Source organism: Candidatus Magnetaquiglobus chichijimensis (assembly GCF_045865675.1).
Classification (GTDB): domain Bacteria; phylum Pseudomonadota; class Magnetococcia; order Magnetococcales; family Magnetaquicoccaceae; genus Magnetaquiglobus; species Magnetaquiglobus chichijimensis.
Genome location: NZ_BAAFGK010000004.1, coordinates 831,516 through 850,320, shown reverse-complemented (window position 1 = coordinate 850,320; position 18,805 = coordinate 831,516). Strand labels below are relative to the sequence as shown.

The following is an 18,805-nucleotide window of genomic DNA, read 5'->3' as shown; positions in this document are numbered from 1 at the left end:
GATTTTTGGAACCAAAGTTTTTGGCCACCCAACCCCGTGAAATAATTTTGTTTTTTTCATGCCACAAATATTCTTTCCGTCAGAATTGCATTGCAGGTATATCAAGATTGGCAAGCTTTTACAAACCAACTTCTCTATCACTTATGATCTAGGATAGCTTTTTTCTCTAGCCAATTCAAGCGGTATGAATGTATATTAACAATAAGGAGAAATTTTTTTTGTTTGAAGAACTTGCAAAGTGATTTAGCGTGGAACTTCCGAAGGGAAGTCCATGGTACCCATCATGCAAGTTACAGGTGGGGTGAGGGGGGATCTATCCATCATGCCAGTTTCCGGTCACGTTAACCAAGCGGGTGCGGCCATGTCTGACAATCAGCAAAACGAAAAGGATGAAATCGGCATCGAGGAGGATCGTCAAAATCTCGATGACATGACCGTTCTTCAGGACGTGAAGAGCGTTGACCTGTCCGCCGAGGAGAATCCCAACGAACAGTCCGACACGCTTGCCGAGCAGATGGTGGTGATGGGTAGCGTGCAGATGGGAAGCCGAAAGGATATCGAACAGGCCATCGCCCAGTCGGGATCGGTCGCAGAAGAGTCCAAGCCCTCTGAAAACGAGGATGCCCCTGCCGAACGGGAACAGTCCCAACGTCCCGATCAATCCGCCACCGGTCAGGAGTCCCAGTCCGGCGACACCGGGATTCGTGTCGAGACTGACGTGTCTGGTCAGTCCGCCACGCCTCAGACCGCACCTGACGCCGCGAATACCCAGGAACGGAACACTCCCGCCGCGAATTCGGCGGGAGCGAACGATCAGCCCGATATTCCCTCCGTCGAGGTCGCGCCCCCGGTGGTCGTCGCCCCACCTCCCGCCCCGGAGGTCACCGAAAAACCGGATACCGGCACCTCTTCTCCAGAAGAAAAAATCCCCGAACCCGAGAAAGAACCCGGTCCGATTGATGATGTCCAGACCGTGGCGCGTCTGGATGGCATCACCATGGAGACCTCCGATGTCGTGGGCCAGGAGGACAGTGGCATACCGCTGAACATCGAAGTCAACCAGACCGACTCCAGCGAGACGGTGAAGGTTTACATCGAAGGCGTCCCGGAGGGTGCCACCCTGTCCGCCGGTGAGGATCTGGGCGATGGGCGCTGGGAGTTGCGGGTCGAGGATCTGAAGGATCTGGTGCTGTCCCCGCCGGAAAACTCGGATGTGGATTTTTCGCTGACCGTGCGCAGCGTGGTCACCGAACCGCAAACCGGCGAGACCTCTACCACCACTCAAACCGTGAATGTGGAGGTTCAAGCCGATGCCGACCAGCCAACATTGGCTGTTTCGGATGTTTCCGGCACCGAAGATCAGCCGATCGCCTTGAATATTTCCTCGCTCTTGACCGACACGGACAATTCCGAATCCCTCTCGATCACCATCGGTGGCGTTCCGGATGGTGCGGCCTTGTCGGCTGGTATCGACAACGGCGATGGCACCTGGACACTGACCCCGGATCAGTTGACCGGCCTTGAGATCACGCCTCCGGCCAACAGCGATGTGGACTTCCAACTCACCGTCACGGCGACTTCCACCGAGGCCGAGAACGGCGATACGGCGGTGCGCACTGGGACCATCGATGTCAGCCTGGCGGCGGATGCCGACCAACCGACGTTGGTGTTGAGCGATGCGACCGGCACCGAAGATCAGCCGATCGCCTTGAATATTGCCTCGCTCTTGACCGACACGGACAATTCCGAATCCCTCTCGATCACCATTGGTGGCGTGCCGGATGGTGCGTCCTTGTCGGCTGGTATCGACAACGGCGATGGCACCTGGACACTGACCCCGGATCAGTTGACCGGCCTTGAGATCACCCCGCCGGCCAACAGCGACGTGGACTTCCAACTCACCGTCACCGCAACCTCGACAGAAGCCGAGAACGGCGATACGGCGGTGCGCACTGGCACGATCGATGTCAGTTTGGCGGCGGATGCCGACCAACCGACGTTGGTGTTGAGCGATGCGACCGGCACCGAAGATCAGCCGATCGCCTTGAACATCTCGTCGCTTTTGACCGACACGGACAATTCCGAATCCCTCTCGATCACCATTGGTGGCGTTCCGGATGGTGCGGCCTTGTCGGCTGGTATCGACAACGGCGATGGCACCTGGACCCTGACCCCGGATCAGTTGACCGGCCTTGAGATCACCCCGCCGGCCAACAGCGACGTGGACTTCCAACTCACCGTTACTGCGATTTCTACCGAGGCCGAGAACGGCGATACGGCGGTGCGCACGGGCACGATCGATGTTTCGCTCGCTGCCGATGCCGACCAACCGACGTTGGTGTTGAGCGATGCGACCGGTACGGAAGATCAGCCGATCGCCTTGAACATCTCGTCTCTGCTGACGGATACGGATGGTTCCGAATCCCTCTCGATCGTGATTGGTGGCGTGCCGACCGGTGCCGCGCTCTCTGCCGGTATCGACAACGGCGATGGCACCTGGACCCTGACCCCGGATCAGTTGACCGGCCTTGAGATCACGCCTCCGGCCAACAGCGACGTGGACTTCCAACTCACCGTCACCGCGACTTCCACCGAGGCCGAGAACGGCGATACGGCGGTGCGCACTGGGACCATCGATGTCAGCCTGGCGGCGGATGCCGACCAACCGACGTTGGTGTTGAGCGATGCGACCGGCACCGAAGATCAGCCGATCGCCTTGAATATTTCCTCGCTCTTGACCGACACGGACAATTCCGAATCCCTCTCGATCACCATCGGTGGCGTTCCGGATGGTGCGGCCTTGTCGGCTGGTATCGACAACGGCGATGGCACCTGGACCCTGACCCCGGATCAGTTGACCGGCCTTGAGATCACGCCTCCGGCCAACAGCGACGTGGACTTCCAACTCACCGTCACCGCGACTTCCACCGAGGCCGAGAACGGCGATACGGCGGTGCGCACTGGGACCATCGATGTCAGCCTGGCGGCGGATGCCGACCAACCGACGTTGGTGTTGAGCGATGCGACCGGCACGGAAGATCAGCCGATCGCCTTGAATATTTCCTCGCTCTTGACCGACACGGACAATTCCGAATCCCTCTCGATCACCATCGGTGGTGTTCCGGATGGTGCGGCGCTCTCTGCCGGTATCGACAACGGCGATGGCACCTGGACCCTGACCCCGGATCAGTTGACCGGCCTTGAGATCACCCCGCCGGCCAACAGCGACGTGGACTTCCAACTCACCGTGACGGCGACCTCGACAGAAGCCGAGAACGGCGATACGGCGGTGCGCACGGGCACGATCGATGTCAGCTTGGCGGCGGATGCCGACCAACCGACATTGGTGTTGAGCGATGCGACCGGCACGGAAGATCAGCCGATCGCCTTGAATATTTCCTCGCTCTTGACCGACACGGACAATTCCGAATCCCTCTCGATCACCATCGGTGGCGTTCCGGATGGTGCGGCCTTGTCGGCTGGTATCGACAACGGCGATGGCACCTGGACCCTGACCCCGGATCAGTTGACCGGCCTTGAGATCACGCCTCCGGCCAACAGCGACGTGGACTTCCAACTCACCGTCACCGCGACTTCCACCGAGGCCGAGAACGGCGATACGGCGGTGCGCACTGGGACCATCGATGTCAGCCTGGCGGCGGATGCCGACCAACCGACGTTGGTGTTGAGCGATGCGACCGGCACGGAAGATCAGCCGATCGCCTTGAATATTTCCTCGCTCTTGACCGACACGGACAATTCCGAATCCCTCTCGATCACCATCGGTGGTGTTCCGGATGGTGCGGCGCTCTCTGCCGGTATCGACAACGGCGATGGCACCTGGACCCTGACCCCGGATCAGTTGACCGGCCTTGAGATCACCCCGCCGGCCAACAGCGACGTGGACTTCCAACTCACCGTGACGGCGACCTCGACAGAAGCCGAGAACGGCGATACGGCGGTGCGCACGGGCACGATCGATGTCAGCTTGGCGGCGGATGCCGACCAACCGACATTGGTGTTGAGCGATGCGACCGGCACGGAAGATCAGCCGATCGCCTTGAATATTTCCTCGCTCTTGACCGACACGGACAATTCCGAATCCCTCTCGATCACCATCGGTGGCGTTCCGGATGGTGCGGCGCTCTCTGCCGGTATCGACAACGGCGATGGCACCTGGACTTTGACCCCGGACCAGTTGACCGGCCTTGAGATTACGCCTCCCAACAACAGCGACGTGGACTTCCAACTCACCGTCACCGCGACCTCGACAGAAGCCGAGAACGGCGATACGGCGGTGCGCACTGGGACCATCGATGTCAGCCTGGCGGCGGATGCCGACCAACCGACATTGGTGTTGAGCGATGCGACCGGCACGGAAGATCAGCCGATCGCCTTGAATATTTCCTCGCTCTTGACCGACACGGATAATTCCGAATCCCTCTCGATCACCATCGGTGGCGTTCCGGATGGTGCGGCCTTGTCGGCTGGTATCGACAACGGCGATGGCACCTGGACCCTGACCCCGGATCAGTTGACCGGCCTTGAGATCACGCCTCCGGCCAACAGCGACGTGGACTTCCAACTCACCGTCACGGCGACCTCGACAGAAGCCGAGAACGGCGATACGGCGGTGCGGACTGGGACCATCGATGTCAGCTTGGCGGCGGATGCCGACCAACCGACATTGGTGTTGAGCGATGCGACCGGCACGGAAGATCAGCCGATCGCCTTGAATATTTCCTCGCTCTTGACCGACACGGATAATTCCGAATCCCTCTCGATCACCATCGGTGGCGTTCCGGATGGTGCGGCCTTGTCGGCTGGTATCGACAACGGCGATGGCACCTGGACCCTGACCCCGGATCAGTTGACCGGTCTTGAGATCACCCCGCCGGCCAACAGCGACGTGGACTTCCAACTCACCGTCACCGCGACTTCCACCGAGGCCGAGAACGGCGATACGGCGGTGCGCACTGGGACCATCGATGTCAGCCTGGCGGCGGATGCCGACCAACCGACGTTGGTTCTCTCGGATGCCTCGGGCACGGAAGATCAGCCGATCGCCTTGAACATCGCGTCTCTGCTGACCGACACAGACAATTCCGAATCCCTCTCGATCACCATCGGTGGCGTGCCGACCGGTGCCGCGCTCTCTGCCGGTATCGACAACGGCGATGGCACCTGGACCCTGACCCCGGATCAGTTGACCGGCCTTGAGATCACCCCGCCGGCCAACAGCGATGTGGACTTCCAACTCACCGTCACGGCGACCTCGACAGAAGCCGAGAACGGCGATACGGCGGTGCGGACTGGGACCATCGATGTCAGCTTGGCGGCGGATGCCGACCAACCGACATTGGTGTTGAGCGATGCGACCGGCACGGAAGATCAGCCGATCGCCTTGAATATTTCCTCGCTCTTGACCGACACGGATAATTCCGAATCCCTCTCGATCACCATCGGTGGCGTTCCGGATGGTGCGGCCTTGTCGGCTGGTATCGACAACGGCGATGGCACCTGGACCCTGACCCCGGATCAGTTGACCGGTCTTGAGATCACCCCGCCGGCCAACAGCGACGTGGACTTCCAACTCACCGTCACCGCGACTTCCACCGAGGCCGAGAACGGCGATACGGCGGTGCGCACTGGGACCATCGATGTCAGCCTGGCGGCGGATGCCGACCAACCGACGTTGGTTCTCTCGGATGCCTCGGGCACGGAAGATCAGCCGATCGCCTTGAACATCGCGTCTCTGCTGACCGACACAGACAATTCCGAATCCCTCTCGATCACCATCGGTGGCGTGCCGACCGGTGCCGCGCTCTCTGCCGGTATCGACAACGGCGATGGCACCTGGACCCTGACCCCGGATCAGTTGACCGGCCTTGAGATCACCCCGCCGGCCAACAGCGATGTGGACTTCCAACTCACCGTCACCGCGACTTCCACCGAGGCCGAGAACGGCGATACGGCGGTGCGCACTGGGACCATCGATGTCAGTTTGGCGGCGGATGCCGACCAACCGACGTTGGTGTTGAGCGATGCGACCGGCACCGAAGATCAGCCGATCGCCTTGAATATTTCCTCGCTCTTGACCGACACGGACAATTCCGAATCCCTCTCGATCACCATCGGTGGCGTTCCGGATGGTGCGGCCTTGTCGGCTGGTATCGACAACGGCGATGGCACCTGGACTCTGACCCCGGATCAGTTAGCCGGCCTTGAGATCACGCCTCCGGCCAACAGCGATGTGGACTTCCAACTCACCGTCACGGCGACTTCCACCGAGGCCGAGAACGGCGATACGGCGGTGCGCACAGGAACGATCGATGTTTCGCTCGCCGCCGATGCCGACCAACCGACGTTGGTGTTGAGCGATGCGACCGGCACCGAAGATCAGCCGATCGCCTTGAATATTGCCTCGCTCTTGACCGACACGGACAATTCCGAATCCCTCTCGATCACCATCGGTGGCGTTCCGGATGGTGCGGCCTTGTCGGCTGGTATCGACAACGGCGATGGCACCTGGACCCTGACCCCGGATCAGTTGACCGGCCTTGAGATCACGCCTCCGGCCAACAGCGACGTGGACTTCCAACTCACCGTGACGGCGACCTCGACAGAAGCCGAGAACGGCGATACGGCGGTGCGCACTGGGACCATCGATGTCAGCCTGGCGGCGGATGCCGACCAACCGACGTTGGTGTTGAGCGATGCGACCGGCACCGAAGATCAGCCGATCGCCTTGAACATCTCGTCGCTTTTGACCGACACGGACAATTCCGAATCCCTCTCGATCACCATCGGTGGCGTTCCGGATGGTGCGGCGCTCTCTGCCGGTATCGACAACGGCGATGGCACCTGGACCCTGACCCCGGATCAGTTGACCGGCCTTGAGATCACGCCTCCGGCCAACAGCGACGTGGACTTCCAACTCACCGTCACGGCGACCTCGACGGAGGCCGAGAACGGCGATACGGCGGTGCGTACGGGCACGATCGATGTCAGCCTGGCGGCGGATGCTGACCAACCGACGTTGGTGTTGAGCGATGCGACCGGCACGGAAGATCAGCCGATCGCCTTGAATATTTCCTCGCTCTTGACCGACACAGACAATTCCGAATCCCTCTCGATCACCATCGGTGGCGTTCCGGATGGTGCGGCCTTGTCGGCTGGTATCGACAACGGCGATGGCACCTGGACACTGACCCCGGATCAGTTGACCGGCCTTGAGATCACGCCTCCCAACAACAGCGACGTGGACTTCCAACTCACCGTCACGGCGACCTCGACAGAAGCCGAGAACGGCGATACGGCGGTGCGCACGGGCACGATCGATGTCAGTTTGGCGGCGGATGCCGACCAACCGACGTTGGTGTTGAGCGATGCGACCGGCACGGAAGATCAGCCGATCGCCTTGAATATTTCCTCGCTCTTGACCGACACGGATAATTCCGAATCCCTCTCGATCACCATCGGTGGCGTTCCGGATGGTGCGGCGCTCTCTGCCGGTATCGACAACGGCGATGGCACCTGGACACTGACCCCGGATCAGTTGACCGGCCTTGAGATCACGCCTCCCAACAACAGCGACGTGGACTTCCAACTCACCGTCACGGCGACCTCGACAGAAGCCGAGAACGGCGATACGGCGGTGCGCACGGGCACGATCGATGTCAGTTTGGCGGCGGATGCCGACCAACCGACATTGGTGTTGAGCGATGCGACCGGCACGGAAGATCAGCCGATCGCCTTGAATATTTCCTCGCTCTTGACCGACACGGACAATTCCGAATCCCTCTCGATCACCATCGGTGGTATTCCGGATGGTGCGGCGCTCTCTGCCGGTATCGACAACGGCGATGGCACCTGGACCCTGACCCCGGATCAGTTGACCGGCCTTGAGATCACCCCGCCGGCCAACAGCGACGTGGACTTCCAACTCACCGTGACGGCGACCTCGACAGAAGCCGAGAACGGCGATACGGCGGTGCGCACGGGCACGATCGATGTCAGCTTGGCGGCGGATGCCGACCAACCGACATTGGTGTTGAGCGATGCGACCGGCACGGAAGATCAGCCGATCGCCTTGAATATTTCCTCGCTCTTGACCGACACGGACAATTCCGAATCCCTCTCGATCACCATCGGTGGCGTTCCGGATGGTGCGGCGCTCTCTGCCGGTATCGACAACGGCGATGGCACCTGGACTTTGACCCCGGACCAGTTGACCGGCCTTGAGATTACGCCTCCCAACAACAGCGACGTGGACTTCCAACTCACCGTCACCGCGACCTCGACAGAAGCCGAGAACGGCGATACGGCGGTGCGCACAGGAACGATCGATGTTTCGCTCGCCGCCGATGCCGACCAACCGACGTTGGTGTTGAGCGATGCGACCGGCACGGAAGATCAGCCGATCGCCTTGAATATTTCCTCGCTCTTGACCGACACGGACAATTCCGAATCCCTCTCGATCACCATCGGTGGCGTTCCGGATGGTGCGGCCTTGTCGGCTGGTATCGACAACGGCGATGGCACCTGGACACTGACCCCGGATCAGTTGACCGGCCTTGAGATCACGCCTCCGGCCAACAGCGACGTGGACTTCCAACTCACCGTCACGGCGACCTCGACGGAGGCCGAGAACGGCGATACGGCGGTGCGTACGGGCACGATCGATGTCAGCCTGGCGGCGGATGCTGACCAACCGACGTTGGTGTTGAGCGATGCGACCGGCACGGAAGATCAGCCGATCGCCTTGAATATTTCCTCGCTCTTGACCGACACAGACAATTCCGAATCCCTCTCGATCACCATCGGTGGCGTTCCGGATGGTGCGGCCTTGTCGGCTGGTATCGACAACGGCGATGGCACCTGGACACTGACCCCGGATCAGTTGACCGGCCTTGAGATCACGCCTCCCAACAACAGCGACGTGGACTTCCAACTCACCGTCACGGCGACCTCGACAGAAGCCGAGAACGGCGATACGGCGGTGCGCACGGGCACGATCGATGTCAGTTTGGCGGCGGATGCCGACCAACCGACGTTGGTGTTGAGCGATGCGACCGGCACGGAAGATCAGCCGATCGCCTTGAATATTTCCTCGCTCTTGACCGACACGGATAATTCCGAATCCCTCTCGATCACCATCGGTGGCGTTCCGGATGGTGCGGCGCTCTCTGCCGGTATCGACAACGGCGATGGCACCTGGACACTGACCCCGGATCAGTTGACCGGCCTTGAGATCACGCCTCCCAACAACAGCGACGTGGACTTCCAACTCACCGTCACGGCGACCTCGACAGAAGCCGAGAACGGCGATACGGCGGTGCGCACGGGCACGATCGATGTCAGTTTGGCGGCGGATGCCGACCAACCGACATTGGTGTTGAGCGATGCGACCGGCACGGAAGATCAGCCGATCGCCTTGAATATTTCCTCGCTCTTGACCGACACAGACAATTCCGAATCCCTCTCGATCACCATCGGTGGCGTTCCGGATGGTGCGGCCTTGTCGGCTGGTATCGACAACGGCGATGGCACCTGGACACTGACCCCGGATCAGTTGACCGGCCTTGAGATCACGCCTCCCAACAACAGCGACGTGGACTTCCAACTCACCGTCACGGCGACCTCGACAGAAGCCGAGAACGGCGATACGGCGGTGCGCACGGGCACGATCGATGTCAGTTTGGCGGCGGATGCCGACCAACCGACGTTGGTGTTGAGCGATGCGACCGGCACGGAAGATCAGCCGATCGCCTTGAATATTTCCTCGCTCTTGACCGACACGGATAATTCCGAATCCCTCTCGATCACCATCGGTGGCGTTCCGGATGGTGCGGCGCTCTCTGCCGGTATCGACAACGGCGATGGCACCTGGACACTGACCCCGGATCAGTTGACCGGCCTTGAGATCACGCCTCCCAACAACAGCGACGTGGACTTCCAACTCACCGTCACGGCGACCTCGACAGAAGCCGAGAACGGCGATACGGCGGTGCGCACGGGCACGATCGATGTCAGTTTGGCGGCGGATGCCGACCAACCGACATTGGTGTTGAGCGATGCGACCGGCACGGAAGATCAGCCGATCGCCTTGAATATTTCCTCGCTCTTGACCGACACGGACAATTCCGAATCCCTCTCGATCACCATCGGTGGTGTTCCGGATGGTGCGGCGCTCTCTGCCGGTATCGACAACGGCGATGGCACCTGGACCCTGACCCCGGATCAGTTGACCGGCCTTGAGATCACCCCGCCGGCCAACAGCGACGTGGACTTCCAACTCACCGTGACGGCGACCTCGACAGAAGCCGAGAACGGCGATACGGCGGTGCGCACGGGCACGATCGATGTCAGCTTGGCGGCGGATGCCGACCAACCGACATTGGTGTTGAGCGATGCGACCGGCACGGAAGATCAGCCGATCGCCTTGAATATTTCCTCGCTCTTGACCGACACGGACAATTCCGAATCCCTCTCGATCACCATCGGTGGCGTTCCGGATGGTGCGGCGCTCTCTGCCGGTATCGACAACGGCGATGGCACCTGGACTTTGACCCCGGACCAGTTGACCGGCCTTGAGATTACGCCTCCCAACAACAGCGACGTGGACTTCCAACTCACCGTCACCGCGACCTCGACAGAAGCCGAGAACGGCGATACGGCGGTGCGCACTGGGACCATCGATGTCAGCCTGGCGGCGGATGCCGACCAACCGACATTGGTGTTGAGCGATGCGACCGGCACGGAAGATCAGCCGATCGCCTTGAATATTTCCTCGCTCTTGACCGACACGGATAATTCCGAATCCCTCTCGATCACCATCGGTGGCGTTCCGGATGGTGCGGCCTTGTCGGCTGGTATCGACAACGGCGATGGCACCTGGACCCTGACCCCGGATCAGTTGACCGGCCTTGAGATCACGCCTCCGGCCAACAGCGACGTGGACTTCCAACTCACCGTCACGGCGACCTCGACAGAAGCCGAGAACGGCGATACGGCGGTGCGGACTGGGACCATCGATGTCAGCTTGGCGGCGGATGCCGACCAACCGACATTGGTGTTGAGCGATGCGACCGGCACGGAAGATCAGCCGATCGCCTTGAATATTTCCTCGCTCTTGACCGACACGGATAATTCCGAATCCCTCTCGATCACCATCGGTGGCGTTCCGGATGGTGCGGCCTTGTCGGCTGGTATCGACAACGGCGATGGCACCTGGACCCTGACCCCGGATCAGTTGACCGGTCTTGAGATCACCCCGCCGGCCAACAGCGACGTGGACTTCCAACTCACCGTCACCGCGACTTCCACCGAGGCCGAGAACGGCGATACGGCGGTGCGCACTGGGACCATCGATGTCAGCCTGGCGGCGGATGCCGACCAACCGACGTTGGTTCTCTCGGATGCCTCGGGCACGGAAGATCAGCCGATCGCCTTGAACATCGCGTCTCTGCTGACCGACACAGACAATTCCGAATCCCTCTCGATCACCATCGGTGGCGTGCCGACCGGTGCCGCGCTCTCTGCCGGTATCGACAACGGCGATGGCACCTGGACCCTGACCCCGGATCAGTTGACCGGCCTTGAGATCACCCCGCCGGCCAACAGCGACGTGGACTTCCAACTCACCGTCACCGCGACTTCCACCGAGGCCGAGAACGGCGATACGGCGGTGCGCACAGGAACGATCGATGTTTCGCTCGCCGCCGATGCCGACCAACCGACGTTGGTGTTGAGCGATGCGACCGGCACGGAAGATCAGCCGATCGCCTTGAATATTTCCTCGCTCTTGACCGACACAGACAATTCCGAATCCCTCTCGATCACCATCGGTGGCGTGCCGGATGGTGCGGCCTTGTCGGCTGGTATCGACAACGGCGATGGCACCTGGACACTGACCCCGGATCAGTTGACCGGCCTTGAGATCACCCCGCCGGCCAACAGCGACGTGGACTTCCAACTCACCGTCACCGCGACTTCCACCGAGGCCGAGAACGGCGATACGGCGGTGCGCACTGGGACCATCGATGTCAGTTTGGCGGCGGATGCCGACCAACCGACGTTGGTGTTGAGCGATGCGACCGGCACCGAAGATCAGCCGATCGCCTTGAATATTTCCTCGCTCTTGACCGACACGGACAATTCCGAATCCCTCTCGATCACCATCGGTGGCGTGCCGACCGGTGCCGCGCTCTCTGCCGGTATCGACAACGGCGATGGCACCTGGACCCTGACCCCGGATCAGTTGACCGGCCTTGAGATCACCCCGCCGGCCAACAGCGATGTGGACTTCCAACTCACCGTCACCGCGACTTCCACCGAGGCCGAGAACGGCGATACGGCGGTGCGTACGGGCACAATCGATGTCAGCCTGGCGGCGGATGCCGACCAACCGACGTTGGTGTTGAGCGATGCGACCGGCACCGAAGATCAGCCGATCGCCTTGAATATTTCCTCGCTCTTGACCGACACGGACAATTCCGAATCCCTCTCGATCACCATCGGTGGCGTTCCGGATGGTGCGGCCTTGTCGGCTGGTATCGACAACGGCGATGGCACCTGGACCCTGACCCCGGATCAGTTGACCGGTCTTGAGATCACGCCTCCCAATAACAGCGATGTGGACTTCCAACTCACCGTCACCGCAACCTCGACAGAAGCCGAGAACGGCGATACGGCGGTGCGCACGGGCACGATCGATGTTTCGCTCGCCGCCGATGCCGACCAACCGACGTTGGTGTTGAGCGATGCGATCGGCACCGAAGATCAGCCGATCGCCTTGAATCTGACCTCGGCCCTCAAGGACACCGACGGCTCGGAGTCCCTATCCATCACCATTTCCGGCGTCCCGACCGGTGCGATGCTTTCCGCCGGTGTCGATCATCACGATGGCACCTGGACCTTGACGCCAACGCAGTTGACCGGCCTGAAAATCACCCCGCCGGCCAACAGCGACGTGGATTTCACCCTGACCGTCACCGCCACCTCTACCGAGGCCAACGGCGGGGATACCGCTTCGGTCGCGGATTCATTCACGGTGACGGTCAATCCGGATGCGGATCTGGTCACCCTCAACATTCCGCAGGTGACCGGATCCGAGGATACGGCGATTCCGGTCAATCTGTCCTTCTCTTTGCAGGATCTCGACGGTTCCGAGATCGTGACCGGGGATATCGTGTTGACGGGTGTGCCGGCGGGCACGAGCTTCAACATCGGTGAGGCGGGATCGGGTCAGACCTGGGTGATTCCTCAGAGTGCGTTGCAGGTGGCAAGCTCCCAGGATGGTCATCCGGTCTCCTGGAACGTACCGGGTTTGACCGTGACCGGCGTGGCCAACTCCAACATTGATTTCCAACTGGGGGTCAAAGTCACGACCACGGATGGGGTTGATACCCAACTGACCACGGGCATCCTCGACATCGACCTGATCGGTGTGGCCGATGGCGTGCAGAACCTGACCGGCGTGGCGGGTATCGGTTCGGAGGACAGCTATGTCTACTTCAATTCCGGCGTCAACGCGCCGCAGTTGAGTTCCGCGCTGATCGACGCCGATGGTTCGGAGAAGATCAGCTATCGTCTGACCTTCGACAAGACCATGGGAGCCGTGCAGGTCAAGGTGGGCACCACCTGGACCAATGTCACCAAGGATGCACAGGGCGGGTATACCGTTTCCGGCACCGATGTCGCCAGTGGCAACGTGCGTTTCCAGGGGCCGAGCAACTACGATGGCAACGTGCAGATCACCGCGAATGCCTATACCACCGACTATGCCGAGAATGGTACCACGGTGGATAGCGTTTCGAGCAACCAGACCGTCACTTTTGGGGTCAATCTGGGTGCGGTGGCCGATGGCGCAAGCTTCTCCGGCACCACCGGCGCCACCGTGAACGAAGATCAGGTCGGACCGTTCGATCTGGATGTGGATATCAGCCTGTCGGACAAGGATGGTTCGGAAAGTCTTTCGGGCGTGGTCACCTTGCAGTTCGACGCCACCAAGCTGCCCGCCGGCTCGACGTTGAGCATCACCGGCGATCCGGGCAACTGGGTTCAGAATCTGGGTGGGGGCAAGTTCACCATCGCCCAGGCTGCCCTGTCGCCCACGGCCTATACCAGTGGCGTTCCAACATCGTGGCACATCAACAACCTGAAACTCAACACCACGTTGTTGTCCAATTCTGATACGGATATCCCGCTCACGGTCTCCATGACCACCGTCGAGGCCGCCAACGGCAACACCAAGATCTCTTCGACCTCCAGCGCGGTGACGGTGAAGGCGATCGCCGACTCGCCGACCATCGTGTTGAGTTCGGCGGGGGGCGACGAGGATCAATGGATCCCGATGAACGCCAGCATCGCCTTGAACGATACCGATGGCTCCGAAAAGTTGATGGGTGACGTGTTGATCACCTCCAACGATCCGGATGCCCAGGGTGCCAGTCTGCGGGTGGGTGGCGTGTCGATCCAGGGTTCGACCAGTGGCGGGACGACCACCTGGTCGGTGCCGCAATCTTTGTTGACCACCACCGCGACCAATGCCGGAGGCAAGGCGATCGCCTGGAATCTGAACGGTCTGGAGATCAAGCCGCCGCATGACAGCGACGGGGATATCTCCCTCTCCGTGACCGCCAAGGTGCTCGACAACGACAACAGCAACACCTCGTTGACCGCCAATCTCACCGTGGCTGTGGACGCGGTGGCCGATGCGCCGATTCTGACCCGTGGCACGGCCATGGGGACCGAGGACAAGCCGATCGCGTTGAATCTTTCTGCGGCTCTTTCGGATACCGACGGATCGGAGAGTCTGGTGATCACCATTGCCAACGTACCCAACGGCGCGACCCTTTCGGCGGGCACCGACAATGGCGATGGCACCTGGACCTTGACTCCGGCGCAGTTGACCGGCCTGACCATCACGCCGCCGCACGACTCCAACGCCGACTTCAGTTTGCAGGTCACCGCGCGGTCGATCGAGGCCGCCAATCAGGATGATGCCACCACGGTGATCAACCAGACCGTGCGGGTGATTGGCGATGCCGATGCCGCCCACATCCCGAACGTGCTGAGTGCCAGCGGCGTCGAGGATGCGGTGGTCGGAGGCGGGGTTCCGAACGGTTCGGTGCAGTTGGATCTCTCCGGGGTGACCCTTTCGGATGTGGATGGTTCGGAGAAACTCTCGGTCGTCATCGGTCATTTGCCGGAAGGCTCGCGGCTTTGGTTGCCGGATAGCGCCTCGGGTGGAATCTCCTATGTCGGCGGGGGACGCTGGGCGGTGGATTCGAACCATCTGGATGAGCTGCGGATTATTCCCAAGGGGGATTTTTCGGGCAGTTTCAATCTGGATGTGCGCATCGTCACCACGGAGAACGATGGCGACAAGTGGGTGGCCGATCGCACCATGACCGTCACCGTGACCCCGGATCCGGATGCGCCTTCATTGAATCTCCATGGGGGCGGTCTGGAGGATACGGTGGGCGGCGTGCCGCTGAGTCTGGGCATCGCCACCACCGATCACGACGGTTCGGAGAATATCACGGCGGTTTCGGTTTCCGGTCTGCCGGCGGGCATTACCCTGACCGGTGACGGGATTATCTCCGGACCCGACGCTCAGGGGGTCTACCAGATCGATCCCAACCAGACCAGCGGATTGAAACTGGTCGGCATGGCCGAGAACTCCAACGTCGATTTCGACGTGCAGGTTTCGGTTACCGTTACCGACGGCGCGGTGAGCGAAACCACCACCCGCACGATGAATATCGATCTGGTCGGCGTGGCCGACGGGGTGGAGAACCTGTTGGTCGGGGATGTCTCGGGTGCCGCCGCTGAACCGATTCCGTTGTCGATCAATTTCGACATGCTCGACACCGATGGCTCGGAGAGCGCTTCCTACGTGCTTTCCGGGGTGCCGGATGGCGTGGTGTTGATGAAGCCGAACGGTTCGGGTGGCTGGGAGATGGCCGGCATCAACGCCGGGGACGGTTCTTGGATCGTGCAGTCGGACGACATGAACGGTCTGGCGATCCGCACGCCTGGCAGTTCGACGAGCGGTTCGTTCGATTTGACCGTGACCGTGGTGACCAGCGAGAACGACGGCGATGTGAATACCGACGCGGCACGCACCTTCCATGTCGATTATACCGGCAACGGTGGAGGTGGCGGCGGGGGTGGTAATGCGGATGTTCATGCCGAAGGGATCATCCTGACCCAGGGGGCGGGCAACGGGGTCGAGGATACCAGCATGGCGCTGAATCTCTCTGCGGCGCTGATCGATGCCGATGGCTCGGAAACCATGTCCTTCGTGATCGATCCGGACTCCCTGCCCGAGGGGGTGACCATTGGTGGAGGTATGATTCATCCGTTGACCGGCGATCTGGTCTTCACCGCCGACACCATCGGTCAGATGACCCTGACCCCGCCGGAGAATTTCAGCGGGGATCTCACCTTCCAGCTCAAGGCGATCTCCACGGAACTCAATGGTGGCGACAAGCTCATCGAGACCAAGAGCGTGGCCGTGCATATCGACGCCGTGAGCGATGGACCGGTGATCCAGGTTTCCAACGTCAGCGGCGACGAGGATTCGGCCATTCAGATGGGGGTGTCGATCAGCCTGCCGGACTCCGACGGTTCGGAGCAGCTCTCCGCAGGCGCGTTGCTGGTGTCGGGCCTGCCGGCGGGCGCGGTCCTGAGCATCGGTTCCGCCGGTGCGCAAGCGGGAACCTGGGTCATTCCTCAGGCCAACCTCGCCGTGACCGCCACCAACGAACACGGCGACCCGATCGCCTGGGATGTGCCGGGACTCACCGTCACCCCGCCGCCGAACGCGCATCAGGACTTTACCCTCACGTTCAGCATCGCGGGCGGCGAGATCGGCGGGAGTGAGGTGCTTTTTTCGGCCAATGTTCAGGTGGATGTGAACGCCGTGGCCGATACCGCCCAGTTGCAGGTGACGGATCTGACCGGCGCCGAGGATATGGTGTTGCCGATGACCGGTCTGGTGGCGGCGTTGACCGATGTGGACGGCTCGGAGAACCTGTCGGTGGTGATCGCCGGGGCCGGGAACGGAGTCTTTTTCGACAGCACCACCGGTCTGGTGGTTGGCACGGACAACGGGGATGGCTCCTGGACCTTTACGGCGGGTGAGCTGACCCATCTGAGTCTGGCCATGCCGGTGGACTGGTCCGGAGGACTCAATCTGACCGCGACCGCCTTCACCATGGAGAACGACAACTTCGATCTGGCCCAGGTGTCGGCGCAGTTCAACGTTGCGTTCGCCTCGGTCGCCGACGAACCGGTGATCACGGTTCTCGATGCCACCGGCAACGAGGAGTCCGGCATCGCCTTGAGCATCGCGGCCAGAACCACGGACATCGATGGTTCGGAATCGCTCGCGATCACCATCTCCGGGGTTCCGACCGGCGCGACGCTCTCTCATGGCACCGACAACGGCGATGGCACCTGGAGTCTGGCCGAAGGGGATCTGACCGATTTGACGATCACCCCGCCCGCCAACTTCAACGGCACGTTGAATCTCGGCGTGGCGGTCCATTCGATCGATCCTTACACCGGCTCGGTATCCGCCGATGTGGTCGATACGTTAAGCGTTCAGGTCAATGCGGTGGACGACGCCTCGTCCCTGGCGATCAACGCGCCGAGCAGCTTCGGCGCCCTGCCGTCGAGCGGCGGCGTGACCTTCAAGGTTGCCCCGGACATCACCATCACCGACATCGACAGCACCCATCTGTTCGGCGCGGTGATGAACATCAACGGCATCCAGTCCGGTGATACGCTTTCCCTGTCCGGCTACACCTTGATTCCGGTTTCGACGAACGTTTGGCAGATCTCCGGCCTGAACATTCAGCTTGCCAGTTCCACCAGTGGCTCGGTGACTACCTGGACCATGAGCGGCAAGGAGTCCCTGGCCACTTATGAATCGCTGCTCGAGTCGGTGAGCCTGACGGCCACCAAGGATGGCAACCACACGGTCAGTTTCCAGGTGATGGGATCGGACGGGGCCGCCAGTGAACTGCAATCCATCGATGCCATTGTCACCAAGAAGATGGTCTCCGGAACCACCAATGCCGACACCCTGAACGGTACCACGGGCAATGACTGGCAGTCGGGTCTGGCCGGCAACGACACCCTGAACGGTGGGGATGGCAACGACGTGTTGCAGGGCGGAACCGGGGACGACACCCTGAACGGCGGCGCGGGCAACGACGTGTTGCAGGGCGGGGATGGCAACGACACCCTGAACGGCGGGGATGGCAACGACTGGTTGCAAGGCGATGCCGGCAACGACAATCTCCAGGGTGGGGATGGCAACGATCTGTTGCAGGGCGGAACCGGGGACGACACCCTGGCCGGTGGTGCCGGGATCGACAATCTCCAGGGTGGGGATGGCAACGACACCCTGACCGGCGGGGATGGCAACGATATCCTGGCCGGCGGGGCCGGCAACGACATCCTCGACGGTGGCGCGGGCAACGATGTGATGACCGGTGGGGATGGCAACGACATCTTCATCCTGCGGGCCGGCGGGGGCAGCGAGTCGGTGCAGGGCGGAATCGGCGCAGGCTGGACCGATGCCGTGCGTCTGGAAGGGGTCAATGCCGCGCCGAGCACCCATCTGGCCAATGTCGGGGATTGGACCCTGGAGACCCATGCCGATTACCATGTGGTCACCGGCGGTGCGATCGAGTTCGATTCCGGGGATGCCTCGGGGGTGATCACCTTGTGGGATGGCAGTCAGATCGCCTTCGAGGGGATCGAGCGGATCGAACGGGTGTGATGA

At 61.5% G+C, this 18,805-nt stretch carries 1 protein-coding gene; it reads left to right on the top strand.

The window, feature by feature from the left end:
- Positions 1 to 361: 361 nt before the first annotated feature.
- Complete coding sequence (locus ACOY6C_RS07870) at positions 362 to 18,802, top strand: hypothetical protein (protein WP_420904927.1); 18,441 nt, start codon at positions 362 to 364, stop codon at positions 18,800 to 18,802.
- Positions 18,803 to 18,805: the final 3 nt, after the last annotated feature.